Below are 20039 nucleotides of genomic sequence, written 5' to 3'. Positions count from 1 at the left end.
TCGCGCAGAGTCCATGGGTTGATCCCGCCTCGCAGCCAAGCCCGCGGCGCGGGCCAAAACCCCGTGGCGAGGGCGTTCCCGCACTGAACGGGATCCGCGGTGTCGCCGTCGCTCTCGTCCTGCTCGGACACAGCGGAATCCCCGGCGTCGCAGGCGGGTTCATCGGCGTCGACGTGTTCTTCGTTCTCAGCGGATTCCTGATCACGTCATTGCTGCTCGACGAGCTCGGCCGAACCGGCCGGCTCGACCTCGGCGCGTTCTGGGGCCGCCGGGTCCGTCGGCTGCTGCCCGCGCTGCTGCTGATGGTGCTCGCGGTGATCGCCGGCCGCATCCTGTTCGAACCGGACGCGGTCAGCGGCCTGCGCAATGACTCGATCGCGGCATTCCTGTGGGTCGCGAACTGGGCCTTTGTGTCGCATCAGACCGATTACTTCAGCCAGGGCGCGCCGCCGTCGCCGCTGCAGCACACCTGGTCACTGGGTGTTGAGGAGCAGTACTACCTGATCTGGCCGGTGCTGATCGCCGCGGCCGCGGTGCTCCTGGCTCTCGTCGCGCGCCGCCGCAAGAAGACACCGACGATCGTCGCGGTCCGGCGTGCGGTGCTGGTCCTCGCCGTCGTCGGCACGGCCGCGTCGGCGACCGAGGCGATTCTGATGGCTTCCGGTGACACGCTGAACCGGGTGTACTTCGGCACCGATACTCGCGCCCAGGCACTGCTGATTGGCGCCGCGGCAGCCGCGCTGCTGGTCCGCGACTGGTCGGCGATCATGGCGGGCGTACCCCTGATCCATTCGCGGTGGGTCCGCTGGCTGGCCTGGGGTGTGCCGGTGGGCGGGGTCGCGGTGCTGGCAGCGATCACCCACGTGGCAACCGGGAGCGCCACCGAGTTCCGCAACGGCCTGTTAATCGTGATTGCCGTCGCCGCGGTTGCGGTGATCGTGCCGGTGGCAATCGAGCAGAACGGCCCGGTGGCGTGGGTGCTGTCCAGCCCGCCACTGGTGGCGCTCGGCGTGATCTCCTACAGCGTCTACCTCTGGCACTGGCCGGTGTTCCTGGTGCTCAACGGCGAGCGTACCGACTGGTCGGGCCTTCCGCTGTTCGCCGCGCGCTGCGTGGTGACGCTGGTCTTGGCGGTGGGCTCGTGGTGGCTCATCGAGCGGCCGGTGCGACGCTGGCGCCCGGTGCACGTCCCGCAACTTCGGCTGGCCGCCGCCACGATGGCCACGGCTGTCGCGGTCGCTATGGCCGTCGTACCGATCGGCGCCCGCATCGACCCGTCGAGTCCCGACATCACCCAGGCCGCGCTGGTCGCACCGGTCGAAACGGTGCGACTGGCCGCGCCATCGCATGTGGGTCCGCGCGAGCACACCGTCTCGGTATTCGGCGACTCGATCGGCTGGACGATGATGCGGTATCTGCCGCCCACCCCGGGGATCAGCTTCCTGGACCGCACCACGATCGGGTGCGGGCTGGTGCGCGGCGGGCCCTACAAATACTCCGGGCAGAGCCTCGAGCAGAAACCCGAGTGCGACGCCTGGCCGGAACGCTGGGCGCAACGCATCGCCTACGACAAGCCCGATGTGGTGCTGATGGTCGTCGGGCGCTGGGAGACCGTCGACCGCAAGTGGAACGGCAATTGGGCGCATATCGGCCAACCCGATTTCGACAAATACCTCGAGAGCGAGCTGCACCACGCGCTGGACATCCTGACTTCCACCGGGGCGCTGGTGGTGGTGACCACCGAGCCGTACAACCGGCACGGTGAGCAGCCCAACGGCAACCTCTATCCCGAGGACTTGCCCAGCCGGGTCGATCAGTGGAACACCTTGTTGCGCAAGGTCGTCAGTGACCGCAAGAACGTCACCGTGCTCGACCTGAACAAGAAGCTCGCGCCGAATGGCGGCTACACCAACAAGATCAACGGTGTGCAGGTCCGCATCGACGGGGTGCACCCCACGCCGAATGCGGTCAAGTGGCTGACGCCCTGGTTATTGGACGCCGTCCGCTAGGAGTGCCCGAGTCGGCCGCGGCCCATGCGCAGGAGCAACATCGCCAGGTCCTTGCCGTCCTGGCCGAGCTCGCTGTAGCGCTCGATGACCTTCATCTCGCGGCTGTGCACCAGTCGGGTGCCGCCGGAGGCCATCCGGGCCTTGCCGATCGCCTGGGATACCTCGGTGCGGCGTTTGACCGCAGCCAGGATCGCAGCATCGAGCTGGTCGATCTCGCCGCGCAGGCTGTCGATGTCGTGTTCGGCTTCAGGAACCATTTTCAGAGTCATCGCTTCGTTCTCCTCATGTGTGGGTCTGGTCTCATTCGTGCCCGGGCCTCACACAAGAGACGAGCCCCGGGTCCGGATGCGGACCGCGGGGCTCTCGGGTTGAGCAGCTAGATTCCCACGGGCACCGCGAACCGGTACCCGTAAAAAAATCGCTGCGAAGAAAGCACGGTCCGAGTGTGCCACTCCGATGGCGGGCTTCGCAAAAATCTGTCGCCCTACAGCGCTAAGTTGGGTCAGACATGAGTGTGCACGTGACTGATTACAAGCCCCCGGCCGACGCGGCCGAACTCCTCGAGGGTCTCAACCCCCAGCAGCGCCAGGCGGTGCTGCACTCGGGCCCGCCGCTGTTGATCGTGGCCGGCGCCGGGTCGGGCAAGACTGCGGTGCTGACCCGGCGGATCGCCTACCTGCTGGCAGCGTGCGATGTCGGGCCAGGCCAGGTGCTGGCCATCACGTTCACCAACAAAGCGGCTGCCGAGATGCGCGAGCGAGTGGTCACCCTGGTCGGCCCCCGGGCGCGCAATATGTGGGTGTCGACGTTCCACTCGACCTGCGTGCGGATCCTGCGCAACCAGGCGTCGTTGCTGCCCGGGATGAACTCGAACTTCTCGATCTACGACGCCGACGATTCCCGTCGTCTCTTGCTGATGATCGGCAAGGACATGGGGCTGGACACCAAGCGATACTCGCCGCGGCTGCTGGCCAACGCGATCTCCAACCTCAAGAACGAGCTCATCGTGCCCGAGGATGCGGTGGCCGCACTGGAGCCGGGGTCCGATGACCTGGCCCGCACCGTTGCCAGCGTCTACGGCGAATACCAGCGGCGGCTGCGTGCGGCCAACGCACTGGACTTCGACGACCTCATCGGCGAGACCGTGGCGGTCCTGCAGAACTTCCCGCAGATCGCCCAGTACTACCGCAGGCGGTTCCGGCACATCCTGGTCGACGAGTACCAGGACACCAACCACGCCCAGTACGTGCTGGTGCGCGAACTCGTGGGGGTGACTGCCCCGGACACTGACACGGTGCCGCCCAGCGAGCTGTGCGTCGTCGGTGACGCCGACCAGTCGATCTACGCGTTCCGCGGCGCGACGATCCGCAATATCGAGGATTTCGAACGCGACTTCCCCAACGCCGCCACGATCCTGCTCGAGCAGAACTACCGGTCGACCCAGAACATCCTGAACGCGGCCAACGCCGTCATCTCCCGTAACGCCAACCGGCGCGAGAAGCGGCTGTGGACCGACGAGGGCGACGGTGAGCTGATCGTCGGCTACGTCGCCGACAACGAGCACGACGAGGCCAGATTTGTTGCGACGGAGATCGATTCGCTTGTCGAAGGTGGCAGCGGAATCCCCTCGACATACAGTTTCGGGGACGTCGCGGTGTTCTACCGCACCAACAACTCGTCACGTGCGGTGGAAGAGGTGTTCATCCGCGCCGGCATCCCGTACAAGGTGGTCGGCGGCGTTCGGTTCTACGAGCGCAAGGAGATTCGCGATATGGTCGCGTACCTGCGGGTGCTAGACAACCCTGGCGACACCGTCAGCCTGCGCCGCATTCTCAACACTCCACGCCGGGGTATCGGCGACCGTGCCGAAGCGTGTGTGGCGGTGCACGCCGAAAACACCGGTGGCTCCTTCGCTGACGCGCTGGTCGCGGCCGCTGAAGGCCGGGTGGCGATGCTGAACACTCGCTCGGAGAAGGCGATCGCGAGTTTCGTCAAGCTGCTCGACGATTTACGCGGCAACCTCGACGACGAGCTCGGCGACCTGGTCGAGGCGGTTCTGGACCGCACCGGCTATCGCAAGGAGCTGGAGTCCTCCAGCGATCCGCAGGATCTGGCCCGCCTGGACAACCTGAACGAATTAGTCAGCGTCGCACACGAATTCAGTATCGACCGGGCCAATGCGGCCGCGCTCGACGATAACGCGACCGATGACGCCGCGCCCGACGATGAGGACGTCCCGCAGACCGGCATCCTCGCCGAGTTCCTGGAGCGGGTGTCGCTGGTGGCCGACTCCGATGAGCTGCCCGAGCACGGTGCCGGTGTGGTCACGCTGATGACGCTGCACACCGCCAAGGGGCTCGAATTCCCGGTGGTCTTCGTCACCGGGTGCGAGGACGGCATGTTCCCGCACATGCGAGCCCTGGGTGACCCGGGCGAGCTGTCTGAGGAACGCCGGCTGGCTTATGTCGGCATAACCCGTGCCCGCCAACGGCTTTACCTCACCCGGGCGAAGGTCCGCTCGTCGTGGGGGCAGCCGATGCTGAATCCGGAGTCGCGCTTCCTGCGCGAGATCCCCGAGCATCTTCTCGACTGGCGCCGTACCGATACCGCACCGTCGTTGAGTGCACCGGTCAGTGGGGCGGGCCGGTTCGGCACCCCGCGTCCATCGCCGATGCGGCCGGCCGGCGGCAGCAAGCGTCCGCTGATGGTGCTGGAACCCGGCGACCGGGTCAACCACGACAAGTACGGTCTCGGCCGCGTCGAGGAAGTGTCCGGGATGGGGGAGTCGGCGATGTCGCTGATCGACTTCGGCAGTGCTGGCCGGGTCAAATTGATGCACAACCACGCGCCGCTGCAGAAGCTGTAGACCGCGGCCATGGGCAGCCAGATGGACCGGGCTCGCCCGGGTTCGGGATCCTCAGCGCGATCGTGCTTGTGGCCCTGCTGTTCTGGTGCGGCCTCGCGATCTGGGTGGCGCGTCATCGGGGCCGGCACCACCGCCGGGTCGAGGGGTGCATGGCCAGGATCAGGCTGGCCACCGGTAGTGCCGGAATCAGATAGATCACCAATGGGATTCGCGCACCGGCCACGAACACACTGCCGAACGTCAGTAGCGCGATGACGGAGCCGAAAGCGATCAGGTGACGGCCGGCCGAGCGACGCAGCAGCAGCGCGATGACCCCCGCGATGGTGCTGACCGCGAACAGCAGAGTCAGGAATCCGACCGCGACGCAGAACAGCCGATCGGTATCCCACCATCCGGTGATCAGATCGGTGGCCACCACCGCAGTTGCCCAGCCGCCGACGATGCTGACGGCGCTGGCCGCGATCGCGGTTCGTCCGGTCGAGACACCCACCGGACCCGGCCGGGCCGGCACCGCGACCGGGGTGGCACGGCGGATGAGCCCGGTGGGTGCCTCCTCGACCGGTGGCCGCGGAATGTTCGTAGTGCGCGAATCAGGTTCGGGCGCCTGCGAAATGGGTCCGGTCGGTGCACGGCGGATGATGCTGGTGCGTGGTTCATCGGGCTGGAGGATTGGTCCCGACGGCTGGCGTCGGATGATGCGGGTGTGCGGTTCGTCCGGCTCACACACCGGGTCAGCCGACGTAGGGGCCGACGGACAGCCCCCGCTGCGCCAGCCACGGCACCGGATCGACCCGGTTTGTGCCGCACAGCAGAACTTCGAAATGCAGATGCGGTCCGGTCGAGTTGCCCCGGTTGCCGACGGTGGCGATCTGGTCGCCGGCGAACACCCGTTGACCGATCTGGACTGTCCAGGTGTTGACGTGGCCGTAGAGGGTCACAGTGCCGTCGGAATGACGGAGCTTGACCCATGCGCCGTAGCCCGCGGTCGGCCCGGCATCGATGACGACACCATCGGATGCGGCGACGATGGGGGTCCCGATCGGAGCGGCCAGGTCGACACCGGCGTGCAGCGCGCCCCAGCGATAGCCGAAGCCCGAGGTGTAGACGCCCTTGGTGGGCATGACGAACAACGGCCGCTGCAGACGTGCCTCACGCTCGGCTCGCTCCTGGGCGAACGCCTGGCCGTTGGCCAGTTCCTCGCCGTGCACGGCGGCGTCGGCAATCGGCGTCACGACGATCAGCTGCACGCCGCGTGGCGCGCCGGCGCTGCCGCCCATCGGCGCCTTGGCGGCGGCGAGGACGGTCTGTGTGGTGGTCTCAGTGGCCGGCTTGACGGCAGTGTAGGCGGCGGCCGCCGCGGCACCGGCGGCCATCGCCGCGATCATCACGCGGCCCTTGGCGGCACTGGTCGGCTGCCTGCGGTGCTGCGGCGTGCGCGGCAGGATGTCGGTGTTCTCGCTGTTGCCGTAGCGCGGGACTTCGCTGTGCCGATCGGCATGGGCGGCGAACTCGGCAGGCACGACCAGCCGGCGTGGCTGCAGGTCATCCGCGTCGTGCAGATCGTCGAGTTCGGGGCAGCGCGCGACCTGGAGAGAGTCGAACGCGGTGCTCTCGCGGAAGTCGATATCGCAGAGATCGCCGAACTCGTTGAACGGGATGATGTCGGTGACGTCCAGCCGCTCGGGATCCAGAGCCCGGGTTGACGGTGCCGGCCAATGCGGTGCCGACCCACCAAAAGGCCTGGTCTTTGCGTGCGAGGCCGAAGAATCACCCACGGGAGTCGGGGCCGGCCGATGCTGCGTCAAAACTCACAGTCCCTTTAGTCGTGACCAAAGCGTTATCTGGATCCCGAAGACGTTAACGAAGATGGAACGAGGGTGGCAACCCATGACGATATTCCACCGGTGATTGTGAGTTGAATCACTTCGGTGCCGCGGTGAGATGGGCCACATGAGTGGTGGGCGAGGACGGCGACCCCAAACCGTCTAGATACAGTTCCCCACGGAGCGACTTCCCTCATACAACGTCATCAAAACAGTCAGCGCCGACCAGACAGTGAGCCAATGGATCTTTTCGAATACCAGGCGAAGGAACTGTTCGCCAAGCACAACGTTCCCACCACCCCGGGCCGGGTCACCGACTCCCCGGAGGATGCCAAAGCCATCGCCGAGGAAATCGGTAAGCCCGTGATGGTCAAGGCTCAGGTCAAGGTGGGTGGCCGCGGTAAGGCCGGTGGCGTCAAGTACGCCGCCACCCCCGAGGACGCCTACACCCACGCCACGAACATCCTCGGCCTGGACATCAAGGGCCACATCGTGAAGAAGTTGCTGGTCGCCGAGGCCAGTGACATCGCCGAGGAGTACTACATCTCTTTCCTGCTCGACCGCTCCAACCGGACCTACCTGGCGATGTGCTCGGTCGAGGGCGGCATGGAGATCGAAGAGGTTGCCGCCACCAAGCCCGAGCGGCTGGCCAAGGTGCCCGTCGACGCCGTCACCGGTGTGGACCTGGCCTTTGCCCGGTCGATCGCCGAGCAGGGCCATCTGCCCGCCGAGGTGCTTGACGCCGCCGCCGTGACCATCCAGAAGCTGTGGGAGGTCTTCGTCGGTGAGGATGCCACCCTGGTCGAGGTCAACCCGTTGGTGCGCACCCCGGACGACCAGATTCTGGCGCTGGACGGCAAGGTCACCCTGGACGCGAACGCCGATTTCCGGCAGCCCGGCCACGCCGAGTTCGAGGACAAGGACGCCACCGATCCGCTCGAGCTCAAGGCCAAGGAGAACGACCTCAACTACGTCAAGCTCGACGGTGAGGTCGGCATCATCGGTAACGGCGCGGGCCTGGTCATGTCGACCCTGGACGTCGTCGCCTACGCCGGCGAGAAGCACGGCGGCGTGAAGCCCGCCAACTTCCTCGACATCGGCGGCGGTGCGTCGGCTGAGGTGATGGCCAACGGTCTCGACGTCATCCTGGGCGACAGCCAGGTCAAGAGCGTGTTCGTCAACGTGTTCGGCGGCATCACCGCGTGCGACGCGGTCGCCAACGGCATCGTCGGCGCGCTGAAGAAGCTGGGTGACAGCGCGAACAAGCCGCTCGTCGTGCGCCTCGACGGCAACAACGTCGAAGAGGGTCGCCGCATCCTCAACGAAGCCAACCACCCCCTGGTGATCCAGGCCGACACTATGGACTCCGGGGCCGATAAGGCCGCCGAGCTGGCCAACAAGTAAGGGAGCCAACAAATGTCTATCTTCCTGAACAAGGACAGCAAGGTCATCGTCCAGGGCATCACCGGCGGCGAGGGCACCAAGCACACCGCACTGATGCTGAAGGCCGGCACCCAGGTGGTCGGCGGCGTCAACGCACGTAAGGCCGGAACCACGGTCGCCCATAAGGACAAGGACGGCAACGACGTCGAGCTCCCGGTGTTCGGCTCGGTGGCCGAGGCCATCAAGGCCACCGGCGCCGACGTCTCGATCGCCTTTGTGCCGCCGGCGTTCTCCAAGGACGCCATCATCGAGGCGATCGACGCCGAGATCCCGCTGCTGGTTGTCATCACCGAGGGAATCCCGGTGCAGGACAGCGCCTATGCGTGGGCCTACAACGTCGAGAAGGGGCAGAAGACCCGCATCATCGGGCCGAACTGTCCCGGCATCATCACCCCCGGTGAGTCGCTGGTCGGCATCACGCCGAACAACATCACCGGCAAGGGCCCGATCGGCCTGGTGTCCAAGTCCGGCACGCTGACCTACCAGATGATGTACGAGCTTCGCGATCTCGGCTTCTCGACCGCCATCGGTATCGGCGGCGACCCGGTCATCGGCACCACCCACATCGACGCCATCGAGGCGTTCGAGTCCGATCCCGAGACCAAGATCATCGTGATGATCGGCGAGATCGGCGGCGACGCCGAGGAGAAGGCCGGCGCTTACATCCAGGCTAATGTCTCCAAGCCGGTCGTCGGGTATGTCGCCGGCTTCACCGCGCCGGAGGGCAAGACCATGGGCCACGCGGGTGCCATCGTCTCCGACGGTGCCGGCACCGCGCAGGGCAAGAAGGAGGCCCTTGAGGCCGCCGGAGTCAAGGTCGGCAAGACGCCGTCGGAGACCGCCGCCCTGGCCAGGGAGATCCTCGCCGGGCTGTAGTTCTTTCGCGAGTTCGACATCAGGGCTGTGATCCGCACCGGATCGCAGCCCTGATGTCGTTTTCGAGGGTGATGGCCCCGGTTGGCAAAACAGTAACGTGTTCTATTAGCCTGTCGAACTATGGTCGATCCGCGCACTCCTGTCCTCGTCGGCGTCGGGCAGTTCACCGAGCGCATCGATGATCCGGATTACCGCGGCATGTCAGCCGTCGAGCTGGCCACCGAGGCGGTCCGGGCCGCACTGGCTGACACCGGGGCCGACGTCGCGGCCGTCGCCAAGGCCATCCAGGTGTTCGCCGGCCTGCGGCAGTTCGAGATCTGCACGCCATATGCCAGCGCGCCGCTGGGTGCCTCCGACAATTACATCCGCTCGGTCGCCCGGCGGGTGGGCGCCGACCCCGCCCGCGCGGTGCTCGAATCGATCGGTGGCAACGGCTCCCAGAAGCTGGTGACGGAGTTCGCGGGCGAGATCGCGGCGGGCGATATTGAGGTGGCGCTGATCCTCGGCTCGGAGAACGGCTCGACGCTGAAGACGTTCGCGGGTCAAGACAATAAGCCCGACCACAGCGAGACCGTCGGCGGACAGCTCGATGATCGGGGCTACGGCTTCGAGCAGTACATGAGTGAGTACACCGCCAAGCACGGCCTGACCGGCGCCCCCGTGCAGTACGGGCTGCTGGACAATGCCCGCCGCGCGCGGCTGGGTCTCAGCGTCGAGGAATACCGGATCCAGATGGCGGAACTATTCGCGCCGTTATCGAAAGTGGCTGCCAAGAACCCATTTTCGTCGTCGCCGGTGGAGCGTTCGGTCAAGGAATTGGCGACGGTCACCGCTGAGAACCGGATGATCTGTGACCCGTACCCGCGTTATCTGGTCGCCCGTGACACCGTCAACCAAGGGGCGGCCGCTCTGCTCATGTCAGTCGACGCGGCCCGCAAGCTCGGTGTTGCCGAAGAGAAGTGGGTTTACCTGCACGGGCATGCCGATCAGCGTGAACAGGATCTGCTGGACCGCGAAGATGTCAGCATCAGCTACTCGTCGAAACAGGCTGTGGCAGAGGCTCTTCGGGGCGCCGGGATCACCATCGACGATGTGGCCACCTTCGATCTGTACAGCTGCTTCCCGTTCCCGGTCTTTGTGGTGTGTGACGACTTCGGGCTGGCTGCCGACGATCCGCGCGGACTCACCCTCACCGGTGGGCTGCCGTACTTCGGCGGACCGGGCAACAGCTATTCGCTGCACGGTATCGCCGAGACCGTCGCCGCGATGCGGGACAAACCCGGCGCGTTCGGGCTGGTGGGCGCCAACGGCGGTGTGATGAGCAAGTATTCGGTGGGCGTGTACTCGACAACCCCGGTCGGCTGGACGGCTGACCGCAGCAAGGAACTGCAGGCCGATATCGCCGCGCTGCCGAAGGTGGCGGTCACCCGCAACGCCAACGGTGCCGGCGTGATCGAGACCTACTCGGTGCGCTATGACTGGCCGGAGCGCACCGGTGTCATCATCGGCCGTCTCGACGCCGATGACAGCCGCTTCATGGCGCTGACGACCGATCCGGCCCTGCTGGCGTTGATGACCGACGGTGACCCGCTGGGCGCGGCGATCGCGGTCAAATCGACAGACAGCGGAAACCGCGCGACGCTGCGCTGACTCCCCCCGGCGCTCGGCACCGAACTGTCACCGATGTTGCCTCCGTTGCCCTGCGGGTCGCCGCTGCCATGGGCGATACTGGTGGGACCGTTCCGAAGGAGACCCGCAGAAAACCTATGGCCTCGTCAGCAGGGAACGCGCCGAGCGTCGGTCTCCCGGCCGAGTCCAGTCGTTTCGTCGGCCGCTCTCGTGAACTAAAGCAGCTGTCGAATCTGCTCACTCGAGCGCGGTTGGTCACCGTCACCGGTGTGGGTGGCGCCGGCAAGACCCGGCTGGCATTGCAGGCAGCCCGCCGGGGTCGGCAGGCTTTTCCCGACGGCACTGCTTACGTTTCGGTGGCCGATTTGCAAGATGGCGAACTGATCGGCCAACTGGTTGCCGGGGCAATGGGTTTGACCGGCGCGATGCACCGATGGACGGCGGAGTTGCTGGCTGTTCAGATCGGCGACCGCCGCATGCTGTTGGTGTTGGACAACTGCGAGCAGCTGGTCGGTCCATGTGCCGATCTCGTGGACACCCTCCTGCGGGTCAACCCGCGGCTCACAATCCTGACCACCAGCCGGGAGTTGCTCGCAGTGCCCGGAGAGCACACCTTTCCGATTCTGCCGTTGACGGTTCCGGCGCCAGACTGTCCGTTGGAGGCGTTCGGCCAGTACGACGCCGTCGAATTATTCGTTGAGCGCGCCAGATCGGTGCTGCCGACGTTCGAGCTGTCGTCATCCAACCATCGGCAGGTGGCCGAGCTGTGTCGAACCCTCGACGGCCTGCCGCTCGCTCTTGAGCTGGCTGCGGTGCGGCTGCGTGCGCTGTCCCTGGAACAGATCGTCGAGCTGCTGATCGCTCGGCCTGATCTGCTCGACGGCGCACGCCGGGGTGGCCCGCTGCGGCACCGCACCCTGACCGCGTCCAGGGGATGGAGCTACGACCTGTGTGAGCCGAAAGAACAGCTGCTGTGGTCCCGGCTGTCGGTGTTCTCCGGTGCCGTGGAACTCGATGCCGCCGAGGCGATTTGCGCTGACGATGACCTGCCCGCCTTCGAAATAATGCTGCTGTTGACTTCGTTGGTGGACAAATCGATCCTGATCCGTGACGAAGCTGAGGGTCGGGTGCGCTACCGGCTGTTACAGACCATCAGGCAGTTCGGACAGTCGATCCTGGAGACGAGTCCCGCCGCGGTGTTGACCTGGCGGCGTCGTCACCGTGACTGGTATCTCGAAGTTGTGCGTCAGACTTTCCTGGACTGGCGCACGGTTAGTCGCAACGAACGGTTGCGGATTCTGTGCGACGATATCGCGAATCGGCTTGCGGCACTGGAGTTCTGCGTAGAGCAGCCGGGCGAGTCCGTGGCCGGGTTGACGCTGGCAAGTTCGCTCTACCACTACTCCTGAGTTAGGACACCCCTCTGGGGTTTTGGGGATGGGATCGCTCTGACCTGCTGTTTTGGTTTCTGCGGGTCGGGTTTTGGCTTACTAAGCGGGTAGGGTCCGGTGGGTGTTCGTGCGCAAAGTGCGCACCGCCTCGGGCGCGGTAGCCGTGCAGGTGATGCGCAAGGACGGCCGCCGTGACGTGCTCGTTGAGCACGTCGGTTCGGCGCATACCGATGCCGAGTTGGGGGTGCTGCTGCAACGGGCCCGCCAGATCGCGACCGGCGACCAAGATGTTCTCGATTTCGAGGTCCCCGCGCGCACTGCACGATGTGCAACCACTCACCGCTGCACGGCGCTGCACCCGCGGCCCACGCCGCTGCCCTGGCTACACCACGGGCGGTGCGGATCCCGGGCAGGTGCGCGGCATCAATGCGCTCGTCGACCAGCCGCCACATCGTGGTCGTCGACGCCTTCGCGCCGAACACGTGCTCACCGTCGCCGCACAGCTGTCCCACACCGTCGATGCAGTCCGCACCGTCGGCGACCGCAGCCGCCAGATCGGCGAACACCTCACCAGGGGCGTACACCCACCGGCCGCGGTAGGTATCGGCGGTCACCGCGGTGACCTGCAAGGACAGGCCCGTGAGATCGGCGAGCTCACGCAGCAAGCCCATCCCAGCATGCGACACGACACCCTGGCCGTCAGCCGACACTTCCACCCGTGATGCCACCGCGACACTCTTCACCTGCGAAGTGCCTTCCCAATGATTGATCGAACCGTAGAGAAGTCCGATTATCCCCTGCAGGACAGGCGCTTTCGCGTATCTACACCCCAAAACTCACAACATTCCACGAAAAATCCGACTTAGCGGTCATGCGTGAAGACGGCTATTGCGACATCGTCGGGCGCATCAAGGACATGGTGATCCGAGGTGGTGAGAACATCTATCCGCGCGAGGTCGAAGAGTTTCTCTACACCCATCCCGATATCGAAGACGCACAGGTCATCGGGGTTCCTGACGTGCGTTACGGCGAAGAGGTCTGCGCCTGGATCCGGATGAAACCGGGACGGCCCGCTCTCGATGCCGCCGCCGTGCAGTCCTTTGCCGCGGGTCGGCTGGCGCACTACAAAATTCCGCGCTACGTCCACGTCGTCGACGAATTTCCGATGACGGTCACCGGCAAGATCCGCAAGGTCGAGATGCGCGAGCACACCGCCAGGATGTTCGATGGCGCCGGTGAATAGCCGTCGGGAAAGTTCGGCGGCTCAGGCCATGGCAGCGAGCTTGCCCGCCAGTCGCTCCACGTAGGCGGCAACCTCGTCGGCCGGCTTGTCGGGCAAGCCGAAAAGGGCCTCGGTAACGCCAATCTCCTTCCAGTGCGCCAGCTTCTCGGGCACCGGCTTGAAGTCGAGCGCCACGATCTGCGGAGCGCCATCGCGACCGGCGGCCGCCCAGGTGTCGTGCAGAAGCTTCACCGGCGCGTCGATGTCGAAGTCGCGTGGGGTGGTGATCCAGCCGTCGGCGCTGCGGGCGATCCACTTGAAATTCTTCTCGGTGCCGGCCGCGCCGACGAGCACCGGGATGTGCGACTGCACCGGCTTGGGCCAGGCCCAGCTCGGCCCGAACTTGACGAATTCACCGTCGTATTCGGCTTCTTCCTGGGTCCACAGCGCCCGCATCGCTTCGAGATATTCCCGCAGACAGGTGCGGCGACGCCCGGCCGGAACCCCGTGGTCGGCCAGCTCGTCGGTGTTCCAGCCGAAGCCGACCCCGAGACTGACTCGCCCACCGGACAGATGATCAAGGGTCGCAATGGATTTCGCGAGCGTGATGGGGTCGTGCTCGACGGGCAGCGCGACCGCCGTGGACAGCCGTACCTTCGAGGTCACTGCGGCCGCGGTGCCCAGGCTGACCCACGGGTCCAGGGTGCGCATATAGCGGTCGTCGGGCAGTGACTTGTCGCCGGTGCTCGGATGCGCGGCTTCGCGTTTGACCGGGATATGCGTGTGCTCGGGCACGTAGAAGGTCGTGAAGTTGTGGTCGTCGGCGAGTTTGGCCGCCGCCGCCGGGGCGATACCGCGGTCACTGGTGAACAGAACGAGCCCATAATCCATGCGCTGAATTAGAACGGGTTGCCTACCTCCGGGCAAGGCGCGGTCCTGGTGGTCGACATCTGCACTCTTGGCGAACTCAAGGGGTGACCCCGGCCAACGGCGCAGCGACCATTCCGGTGACCAGCGCCATCGAGCAGCGCACCGACTGGGGTTGCGACGACAACGTCAAACTCGCGCAAACGGCCGAGAACAACGGTCAGGTGGATCTGGACCGAGGACGACGTGGACTTCCGCGGCGATTTCTACGGGCGACAAGCGCGGTATGTGGGCCGGCGGCTTCCTGCGCTTCCAGGAGGAAATCGAGTACTTCGGTTCCCGCATGCTGCCGCTCGTGCGCGACATCGAAGCCGCCGAAAGCGATTCGATCGGGGCGCCGCTGCAGGCATCCGCCTGACCCGTGACGGCCGTTTGCCAACTGCCTGTGTGACACGCCGATGGTCACGGTTGCGACGGCGGTGTGCGCTAGCGTGGTGTTCGAACCGGGCCTGCGGGTCCGTTCGCGAGCCACAACCGATGCAGCCCCGCGGGGGACGCGCCGGCGTGACGAGGCTGAAGGAGAGGCCATGACGTACCCGCCCACCAACCCGGGCTACCCACCGACGCAACCACCCGGTCCTTACGGGGCACCCGCGCCGTCGTTCGCACCTGCGGACCCCGGACCCAGCAAGTTACCGCTGTATCTGAACGTTGCCGTCGTCGTATTGGGCTTGGTTGCCTACCTGGCCAGCTTCGGACCGATCATGACGATCAAAGCCGAACTCGGTCCCTTCGGAGGTGCGGAGCTCTCCGGAGGTGGCGGTGGCTACCCGGTGCTTGCGACGCTCGTCGCCGCACTCTTGGCGGCAGCCAGCCTGCTGCCCAAAGCCAGGGATTACGGCGGTGTCATCGCTACGGCGTCGGCCCTCGCGCTGTTGACGGCGATCGCCCAGGTGATCGGCCGGCCGAACGGATTCACCGTCGGCTGGGGCCTGTGGGTGATGATCGCCTTCACCCTGTCGCAGACCGTCGTCGCGGTGGCAGCGCTGCTGCTCGAGGCGGGAATCATCACCGCACCCGCCCCCCGGCCCCGCTACGACCAGTTCGGTCAGTACGGCCCGCCGCCGGGTGGCTACTACGGCCAGCCCGCGCCTGCGGCCCCGCCGCAGCAGGGATTTTCGCCCCGCCCGGGTTACCCCTCGCAGTACGCCGGTGGTCACCCGTCAGGTCCGTCGAGTAGCGGATTCGGTGCGCAGAATGGTCCGCCGACCCCGCCGACCGGCTTCCCGAGCTTCAGCCCCCCGCCGAGTGGCCAGCAGCCCGCCGCTCATCCGGACCAGCCGCAGGCGCCGTCATCGTCGCCGTCATCGGGTCCCAACCCGTCGTAATCGGGCGCTCATCGCGCAGTTCTGACTGGCGCGTCGAGTGATACGGATGGAGGACAGGCGACCAGTCGGGGCGCGCCAGGCTCGTGACCTGGTGCGGGTCGCGTTCGGCCCGTCGGTGGTGGCGTTGGGCGTGATTGCCGCGGTGACGCTGCTGCAGCTGGTCATCGCCAACAGCGATATGACCGGCACCCTGGGTGCCATCGCCAGCATGTGGCTGGCCGTGCACCAGGTGCCGATTTCGATTGCCGGCCACCAGCTGGCGGTGCTGCCGCTTCTGCCGGTGCTGCTGATGGTGTGGGGCACCGCGCGGACGACGGCGCGCGCAACCTCCCCGCAGGCCTCGTGGTTCGTGGCCCGGTGGATTGTGGCCTCGGCTCTGGGCGGCCCGATGTTGTTCGCCGCGATCGCACTGGCCGTCATCCACGATGCGTCATCGGTGATCACCGAGTTGCAGACACCCAGCGCGTTGCGCGCGTTCTCCGGCGTGTTGGCCGTGCACGGGATCGGTGCGCTGATCGGGGTGGGGTCACAGCTCGGGTGGCGTGCGCTGACCGCCCTGCGCCTGCCACTCTGGCTGGGCGATACCGTGCGGGCCGCGAGGGCCGGCGTGCTGGCACTGCTGGGGCTGTCCGGTGCGGCCACCGCGGTGTCGCTGGTTGTGCACTGGGGCACCATGCACGAGCTGTACACGGTGACCGACTCGCTGTTCGGTCAGCTGAGCCTCACGCTGTTATCCGCGCTGTACGTGCCCAATGTGATCGTCGGCGCATCGGCGATCGCGGTCGGCTCCAGCGCCCATATCGGCTTTGCGACCTTCAGTTCGTTCACGGTGTTCGGCGGGGACATCCCTGCGGTGCCGATCCTGGCCGCGGTGCCGACGCCACCGCTGGGTCCGGTCTGGGTGGCGCTGTTGATCGTGGGCGCCGCGGCCGGGGTCGCCGTCGGCCAGCAGTGCGCCCGCCGGCCGCTGCCCTGGCCAGAGGCGCTCGGCAAGCTGGCGGTCGCGTCGCTGCTGGCGGCGGTGGCGATGGTGGTGCTGGGGTATGCCGGCGGCGGCCAGCTGGGCAACTTCGGCGACGTCGGGGTGGACCAGAGCACGTTCGGTCCGGCGGTGTTCTTCTGGTTCTTCGTGATCGGGGCGGTCACGGTGGTGATGACCGGGGGAGTCCGACGCCGTCCGAGACGGGTGAGGCCACCCGAGTCGGTGACGCCAGTCGCGAGCGACGAGGATGTCGAGGAGCTTGACGACGACCCGCCCACCACGCCGATCACGGACGTCGCCGACGAGCCCGAACCCGAGTCCGTGCCCGACCCGGTGGAACCGCCGACACCGGTTGCGCCCGCGCCGGATCTGGAAGATGTCGAGGACTTGATGGTCGTCGATGACGACATAGAGACGATGCCGCCCGGACGCTGACCCCAGACATCGGGTCAGCGAGCGTCACGGGGCCGCGCGGCTACGACTTGAGCTCGAGGCTGTAGCTGACCCGCCCGTCGTTCACCTCGGACACAGTCACGGTGTAGGCGTGCTTCTCATGGTCCGCTAGGACGGTGCAGTCGATGCTACTGCCGATCGTGCCGACCAAACCATCGGAGCATTGCGCCCACGCCGGCCCGGGCTGCGTCGCCAGCTGACTCACCAGCGCGGCCTCGATATCGGCCTTGGACACCTTTGTCACCTGCGCTGCGGCTGCCGCTCGGCCGGCGGGGCTGGCCGCGGAGTTCCCCGGCACCCCAGCCGCCGCGAGTGGCGCGTCGCAGTCCAGAGCGAGCAATGTCTGACGCCCGTTCGATGTCTGCCGGTCCTGCTGACGGGTCACGACGCAGTCGCCCCGTTTGGTTCTCTCGCCCAAGGTGCTGACGACGACCGCGGTGTATCCCGACGAGCTCAACGTCGAGTTCGCCTCATCGAATGTCTTGCCGACGACGTTGGGGGATGACGCGTGGGCGACGGCGGCGCTGGCGAGCGCCGCCGCAATGGCCACCGGAGTCACTGCGAATACGGTTCGGATGCGGACCATGTCATAAACCTTCCGGGCGGCGCATTGAGTTCCGAAACGGACGTTGCGGCGGCATACCCGTTGCCGGCCCACAAACCACTCGGGTGGTCTCAGACCGCGGCGATCGCCGACACAACAATCTGTCTATGCACAGCAAACTAGCAGCTTCTCGGCATCTGTGCCACAAGGTTGTCGAATCGGCACCGGTTACAATCCCGCCTCGGATAGTTCCGCTCTCCGGCCCGCGGGCCTGACGGCAACACTTCCGCTGCGCGGCGAATGAGGCGCCGATAGGTACCGATAGGCTCATCGCCGTGCCGCAGCCCATCCACGTCCCCCCGAGCGCGCCCGCACGGCTCGTCGTCCTGGCGTCGGGGACCGGGTCGCTGCTGCAGTCCCTGCTGGCGGCTGCCGTCGGCGACTATCCCGCGCGGGTGGTCGCGGTCGGGGTGGACCGGGACTGCCCGGCCGTGGACATCGCCAACGCTGCGTCGATCCCCACGTTCTGCGTGCGCCTGCGGGATTATCCCGACCGCGCCGACTGGGACGCCGCGATCACCGCTGCCACCGAAGCGCACAACCCGGACCTCATCGTGTCCGCTGGTTTCATGAAAATACTTGGGCACGAATTCCTTTCGCGCTTCTTGGGCCGTGTCGTCAACACCCATCCGGCGCTGCTGCCAGCCTTCCCGGGCGCGCACGCCGTACCCGATGCGCTGGCTTACGGGGTCAGGGTTACCGGCTGCACCGTGCACCTGGTGGATGCCGGCGTGGACACCGGCCCCATCGTGGCCCAGGAGGCGGTCGAGATTCTCGACGGCGACGACGAAGCCACTGTCCACGAACGGATCAAGGTCGTGGAACGACGACTGTTGGTGGACGTGTTGGCCGCGCTGGCGACGCGCGGCGTGACCTGGAATGGCAGAAAGGCGACCATAGGATGACCGCGGGGACAGTGGGGAAGAGGCCGATCCGGCGCGCGCTGATCAGCGTGTACGACAAGAGCGGACTGATTCCGCTCGCGCAGGGTCTGCACGAGGCGGGCGTGGAGCTCGTCTCCACCGGGTCCACCGCCAAAACCATTGCCGACAAGGGCATTGCAGTCACGCCGGTGGAGTCCGTCACCGGCTTTCCCGAGGTGCTCGACGGCCGGGTGAAGACCCTGCACCCGCACATCCACGCCGGCCTGCTGGCAGACACCCGCAATCCCGCGCATGTCCAGGCTCTCGAAGAGCTCAAGATCGCGGCGTTCGACCTCGTTGTGGTCAACCTCTACCCGTTCACCGAGACCGTCGACTCGGGTGCCGAAGTCGGCGAGTGCATCGAGCAGATCGACATCGGCGGTCCCTCGATGGTGCGCGCGTCTGCCAAGAACCACGCCAGTGTGGCGGTGGTCGTCGAACCGCTCGGCTATGACGGCGTGCTGGCCGCGGTTCGCGCCGGTGGTTTCACCCTGGCCGAGCGACAGAAGTTGGCGTCGCTGGCCTTTCGGCACACCGCGGAGTACGACGTCGCAGTCGCCAGCTGGATGGGATCGGTGCTGGCACCCCAAGACGAAGATGCGCCGGTATTCCTGCCGCCATGGTTCGGCCGGACGTGGCGGCGCTCGTCGCAGCTGCGCTACGGCGAGAACCCCCACCAGCAGGCCGCGCTCTACCGCGACGACGCCGGCTGGCCGGGGCTGGCGCAAGCCGAGCAGCTGCACGGAAAAGAGATGTCCTACAACAACTTCACCGATGCCGATGCGGCCTGGCGGGCGGCTTTCGACCACGAGCAGACCTGCGTGGCGATCATCAAACACGCCAACCCCTGTGGCATCGCGATCTCGTCGGTCTCGGTGGCCGACGCGCACCGGAAGGCCCACGAATGCGATCCGCTGAGCGCGTTCGGTGGAGTGATCGCCGCCAACGCGGAGGTCACCGTGGAGATGGCCGAGTTCGTGTCGGAGATCTTCACCGAGGTAATCATCGCGCCGGCGTACGAGCCCGGTGCGGTGGAAATCTTGTCCCGCAAGAAGAACATTCGCGTGCTGGTCGCCGCCGAACCGCCGGTGGGCGGAACCGAGCTGCGCCAGATCAGCGGTGGTCTGCTCATCCAAGAGCGCGACGCCCTCGACGCACCCGGTGATGATCCGGCCAACTGGACGCTGGCTACCGGGACGCCGGCGGATGACGCCACCCTGTCCGATCTGGCGTTCGCCTGGCGCACCTGCCGCGCGGTCAAGTCGAACGCGATCGTGGTGGCCGCTGACGGGGCGACCGTCGGTGTGGGCATGGGTCAGGTCAACCGGGTCGACGCGGCCCGGCTTGCGGTGGAGCGCGGTGGTGAGCGGGTGCGTGGTGCGGTCGCGGCCAGCGACGCGTTCTTCCCGTTCCCCGACGGGCTGGAGACGCTGACGTCGGCCGGGGTCAAGGCCGTCGTACATCCTGGCGGTTCGGTGCGCGACGACCTTGTCACCGAGGCTGCCACCAAGGCCGGCGTCACGCTATACCTCACCGGAGCGAGACACTTCGCGCACTGAGCTC

The 20039-nt window shown here is 66.6% G+C and carries 14 protein-coding genes and 4 pseudogenes; 12 read left to right on the top strand and 6 right to left on the bottom strand.

Annotation, left to right across the window (positions count from 1 at the left end):
* The first annotated feature begins 83 nt into the window (after window positions 1–83).
* Entirely contained in the window at window positions 84–2009 is a 1926-nt protein-coding gene (locus G6N13_RS03815) for an acyltransferase family protein (protein WP_235678033.1), read from the top strand.
* Here G6N13_RS03815 and G6N13_RS03810 read toward each other — a convergent pair.
* Window positions 2006–2313 (bottom strand): annotated as a pseudogene (locus tag G6N13_RS03810) (chorismate mutase). The gene G6N13_RS03815 and the pseudogene G6N13_RS03810 overlap by 4 nt on opposite strands.
* A gap of 204 nt (window positions 2314–2517) precedes the next feature.
* Here G6N13_RS03810 and pcrA point away from each other — a divergent pair.
* A complete protein-coding gene (gene pcrA / locus G6N13_RS03805; RefSeq protein WP_163694874.1) occupies window positions 2518–4875 on the top strand; it encodes a DNA helicase PcrA in 2358 nt (785 codons plus the stop codon).
* A 112-nt stretch (window positions 4876–4987) separates the two neighbouring features.
* On the opposite strand, the gene G6N13_RS03800 is transcribed toward pcrA, so the two are convergent.
* Window positions 4988–5602: a CvpA family protein gene (locus G6N13_RS03800; RefSeq protein WP_163694873.1), complete on the bottom strand. Its 615-nt coding sequence runs from the start codon at window positions 5600–5602 to the stop codon at window positions 4988–4990.
* Between the two features lie 4 nt (window positions 5603–5606).
* Window positions 5607–6680, bottom strand: coding sequence for a M23 family metallopeptidase (locus G6N13_RS03795; protein WP_163694872.1), 1074 nt, complete (start codon window positions 6678–6680; stop codon window positions 5607–5609).
* Window positions 6681–6938: 258 nt separating this feature from the next.
* Here G6N13_RS03795 and sucC point away from each other — a divergent pair, with 258 nt between their 5' ends.
* The 4 genes from sucC (at window position 6939) to G6N13_RS03775 (ending at window position 12055) form a co-directional block, all read left to right on the top strand.
* Window positions 6939–8102 (top strand): ADP-forming succinate--CoA ligase subunit beta, encoded by a 1164-nt coding sequence (gene sucC / locus G6N13_RS03790; protein ID WP_163694871.1) that lies wholly within the window; start codon window positions 6939–6941, stop codon window positions 8100–8102.
* 12 nt (window positions 8103–8114) lie between these two features.
* Complete coding sequence (gene sucD, locus G6N13_RS03785) at window positions 8115–9017, top strand: succinate--CoA ligase subunit alpha (RefSeq protein ID WP_163694870.1); 903 nt, start codon at window positions 8115–8117, stop codon at window positions 9015–9017.
* Between the two features lie 120 nt (window positions 9018–9137).
* A complete protein-coding gene (locus G6N13_RS03780; protein WP_163694869.1) occupies window positions 9138–10667 on the top strand; it encodes an acetyl-CoA acetyltransferase in 1530 nt (509 codons plus the stop codon).
* A gap of 248 nt (window positions 10668–10915) precedes the next feature.
* Window positions 10916–12055, top strand: a complete 1140-nt coding sequence (locus tag G6N13_RS03775; protein ID WP_163694868.1) for an ATP-binding protein — start codon at window positions 10916–10918, stop codon at window positions 12053–12055.
* 305 nt (window positions 12056–12360) lie between these two features.
* On the opposite strand, the pseudogene G6N13_RS03770 reads toward G6N13_RS03775, so the two are convergent.
* A pseudogene (locus G6N13_RS03770) lies at window positions 12361–12780 on the bottom strand (IS1380 family transposase); the annotation flags it as partial.
* Between the two features lie 116 nt (window positions 12781–12896).
* Here G6N13_RS03770 and G6N13_RS03765 point away from each other — a divergent pair.
* Window positions 12897–13280: pseudogene (locus G6N13_RS03765) on the top strand (AMP-binding enzyme); the annotation flags it as partial.
* A 21-nt stretch (window positions 13281–13301) separates the two neighbouring features.
* Here the strand turns inward: G6N13_RS03765 and G6N13_RS03760 are convergent.
* On the bottom strand, window positions 13302–14150 hold the full coding sequence (locus G6N13_RS03760; RefSeq protein ID WP_163694867.1) for an LLM class F420-dependent oxidoreductase: 849 nt from the start codon (window positions 14148–14150) through the stop codon (window positions 13302–13304).
* A gap of 268 nt (window positions 14151–14418) precedes the next feature.
* Here G6N13_RS03760 and G6N13_RS03755 point away from each other — a divergent pair.
* The 3 genes and pseudogenes from G6N13_RS03755 to G6N13_RS03745 form a co-directional block, all read left to right on the top strand.
* Window positions 14419–14544, top strand: a pseudogene (locus G6N13_RS03755) (dimethylsulfone monooxygenase SfnG); the annotation flags it as partial.
* A gap of 169 nt (window positions 14545–14713) precedes the next feature.
* Window positions 14714–15514, top strand: coding sequence for a DUF5336 domain-containing protein (locus tag G6N13_RS03750; RefSeq protein WP_163694866.1), 801 nt, complete (start codon window positions 14714–14716; stop codon window positions 15512–15514).
* A gap of 46 nt (window positions 15515–15560) precedes the next feature.
* Window positions 15561–16931: a cell division protein PerM gene (locus G6N13_RS03745; RefSeq protein WP_163694865.1), complete on the top strand. Its 1371-nt coding sequence runs from the start codon at window positions 15561–15563 to the stop codon at window positions 16929–16931.
* Window positions 16932–16971: 40 nt separating this feature from the next.
* Here G6N13_RS03745 and G6N13_RS24270 read toward each other — a convergent pair whose 3' ends face one another.
* The gene (locus tag G6N13_RS24270; RefSeq protein ID WP_179965073.1) at window positions 16972–17535 is read right to left on the bottom strand and encodes a hypothetical protein; all 564 of its coding nucleotides are present in this window, start codon (window positions 17533–17535) and stop codon (window positions 16972–16974) included.
* Between the two features lie 293 nt (window positions 17536–17828).
* On the opposite strand from G6N13_RS24270, the gene purN reads away from it, so the two are divergent.
* Window positions 17829–18458, top strand: a complete 630-nt coding sequence (gene purN / locus G6N13_RS03735) for a phosphoribosylglycinamide formyltransferase (protein ID WP_163694864.1) — start codon at window positions 17829–17831, stop codon at window positions 18456–18458.
* Entirely contained in the window at window positions 18455–20035 is a 1581-nt protein-coding gene (gene purH, locus G6N13_RS03730; RefSeq protein WP_163694863.1) for a bifunctional phosphoribosylaminoimidazolecarboxamide formyltransferase/IMP cyclohydrolase, read from the top strand. The genes purN and purH overlap by 4 nt, the downstream gene beginning before the upstream one ends.
* Window positions 20036–20039 lie beyond the last annotated feature (4 nt).

Source organism: Mycolicibacterium sarraceniae (assembly GCF_010731875.1).
GTDB lineage: Bacteria > Actinomycetota > Actinomycetes > Mycobacteriales > Mycobacteriaceae > Mycobacterium > Mycobacterium sarraceniae.
This window is presented reverse-complemented; position numbering and strand designations above follow the sequence as displayed.

Bases quoted from the DNA above. Each gene is read 5' to 3' on its own strand.
- G6N13_RS03745 (WP_163694865.1), top strand. From the start codon at position 15,561: ATGGAGGACAGGCGACCAGTCGGGGCGCGCCAGGCTCGTGACCTGGTG.
- G6N13_RS03750 (WP_163694866.1), top strand. From the start codon at position 14,714: ATGACGTACCCGCCCACCAACCCGGGCTACCCACCGACGCAACCACCC.
- sucD (WP_163694870.1), top strand. From the start codon at position 8,115: ATGTCTATCTTCCTGAACAAGGACAGCAAGGTCATCGTCCAGGGCATC.
- G6N13_RS24270 (WP_179965073.1), bottom strand. From the start codon at position 17,535: ATGGTCCGCATCCGAACCGTATTCGCAGTGACTCCGGTGGCCATTGCG.
- G6N13_RS03780 (WP_163694869.1), top strand. From the start codon at position 9,138: ATGGTCGATCCGCGCACTCCTGTCCTCGTCGGCGTCGGGCAGTTCACC.
- sucC (WP_163694871.1), top strand. From the start codon at position 6,939: ATGGATCTTTTCGAATACCAGGCGAAGGAACTGTTCGCCAAGCACAAC.
- G6N13_RS03760 (WP_163694867.1), bottom strand. From the start codon at position 14,150: ATGGATTATGGGCTCGTTCTGTTCACCAGTGACCGCGGTATCGCCCCG.
- pcrA (WP_163694874.1), top strand. From the start codon at position 2,518: ATGAGTGTGCACGTGACTGATTACAAGCCCCCGGCCGACGCGGCCGAA.
- purH (WP_163694863.1), top strand. From the start codon at position 18,455: ATGACCGCGGGGACAGTGGGGAAGAGGCCGATCCGGCGCGCGCTGATC.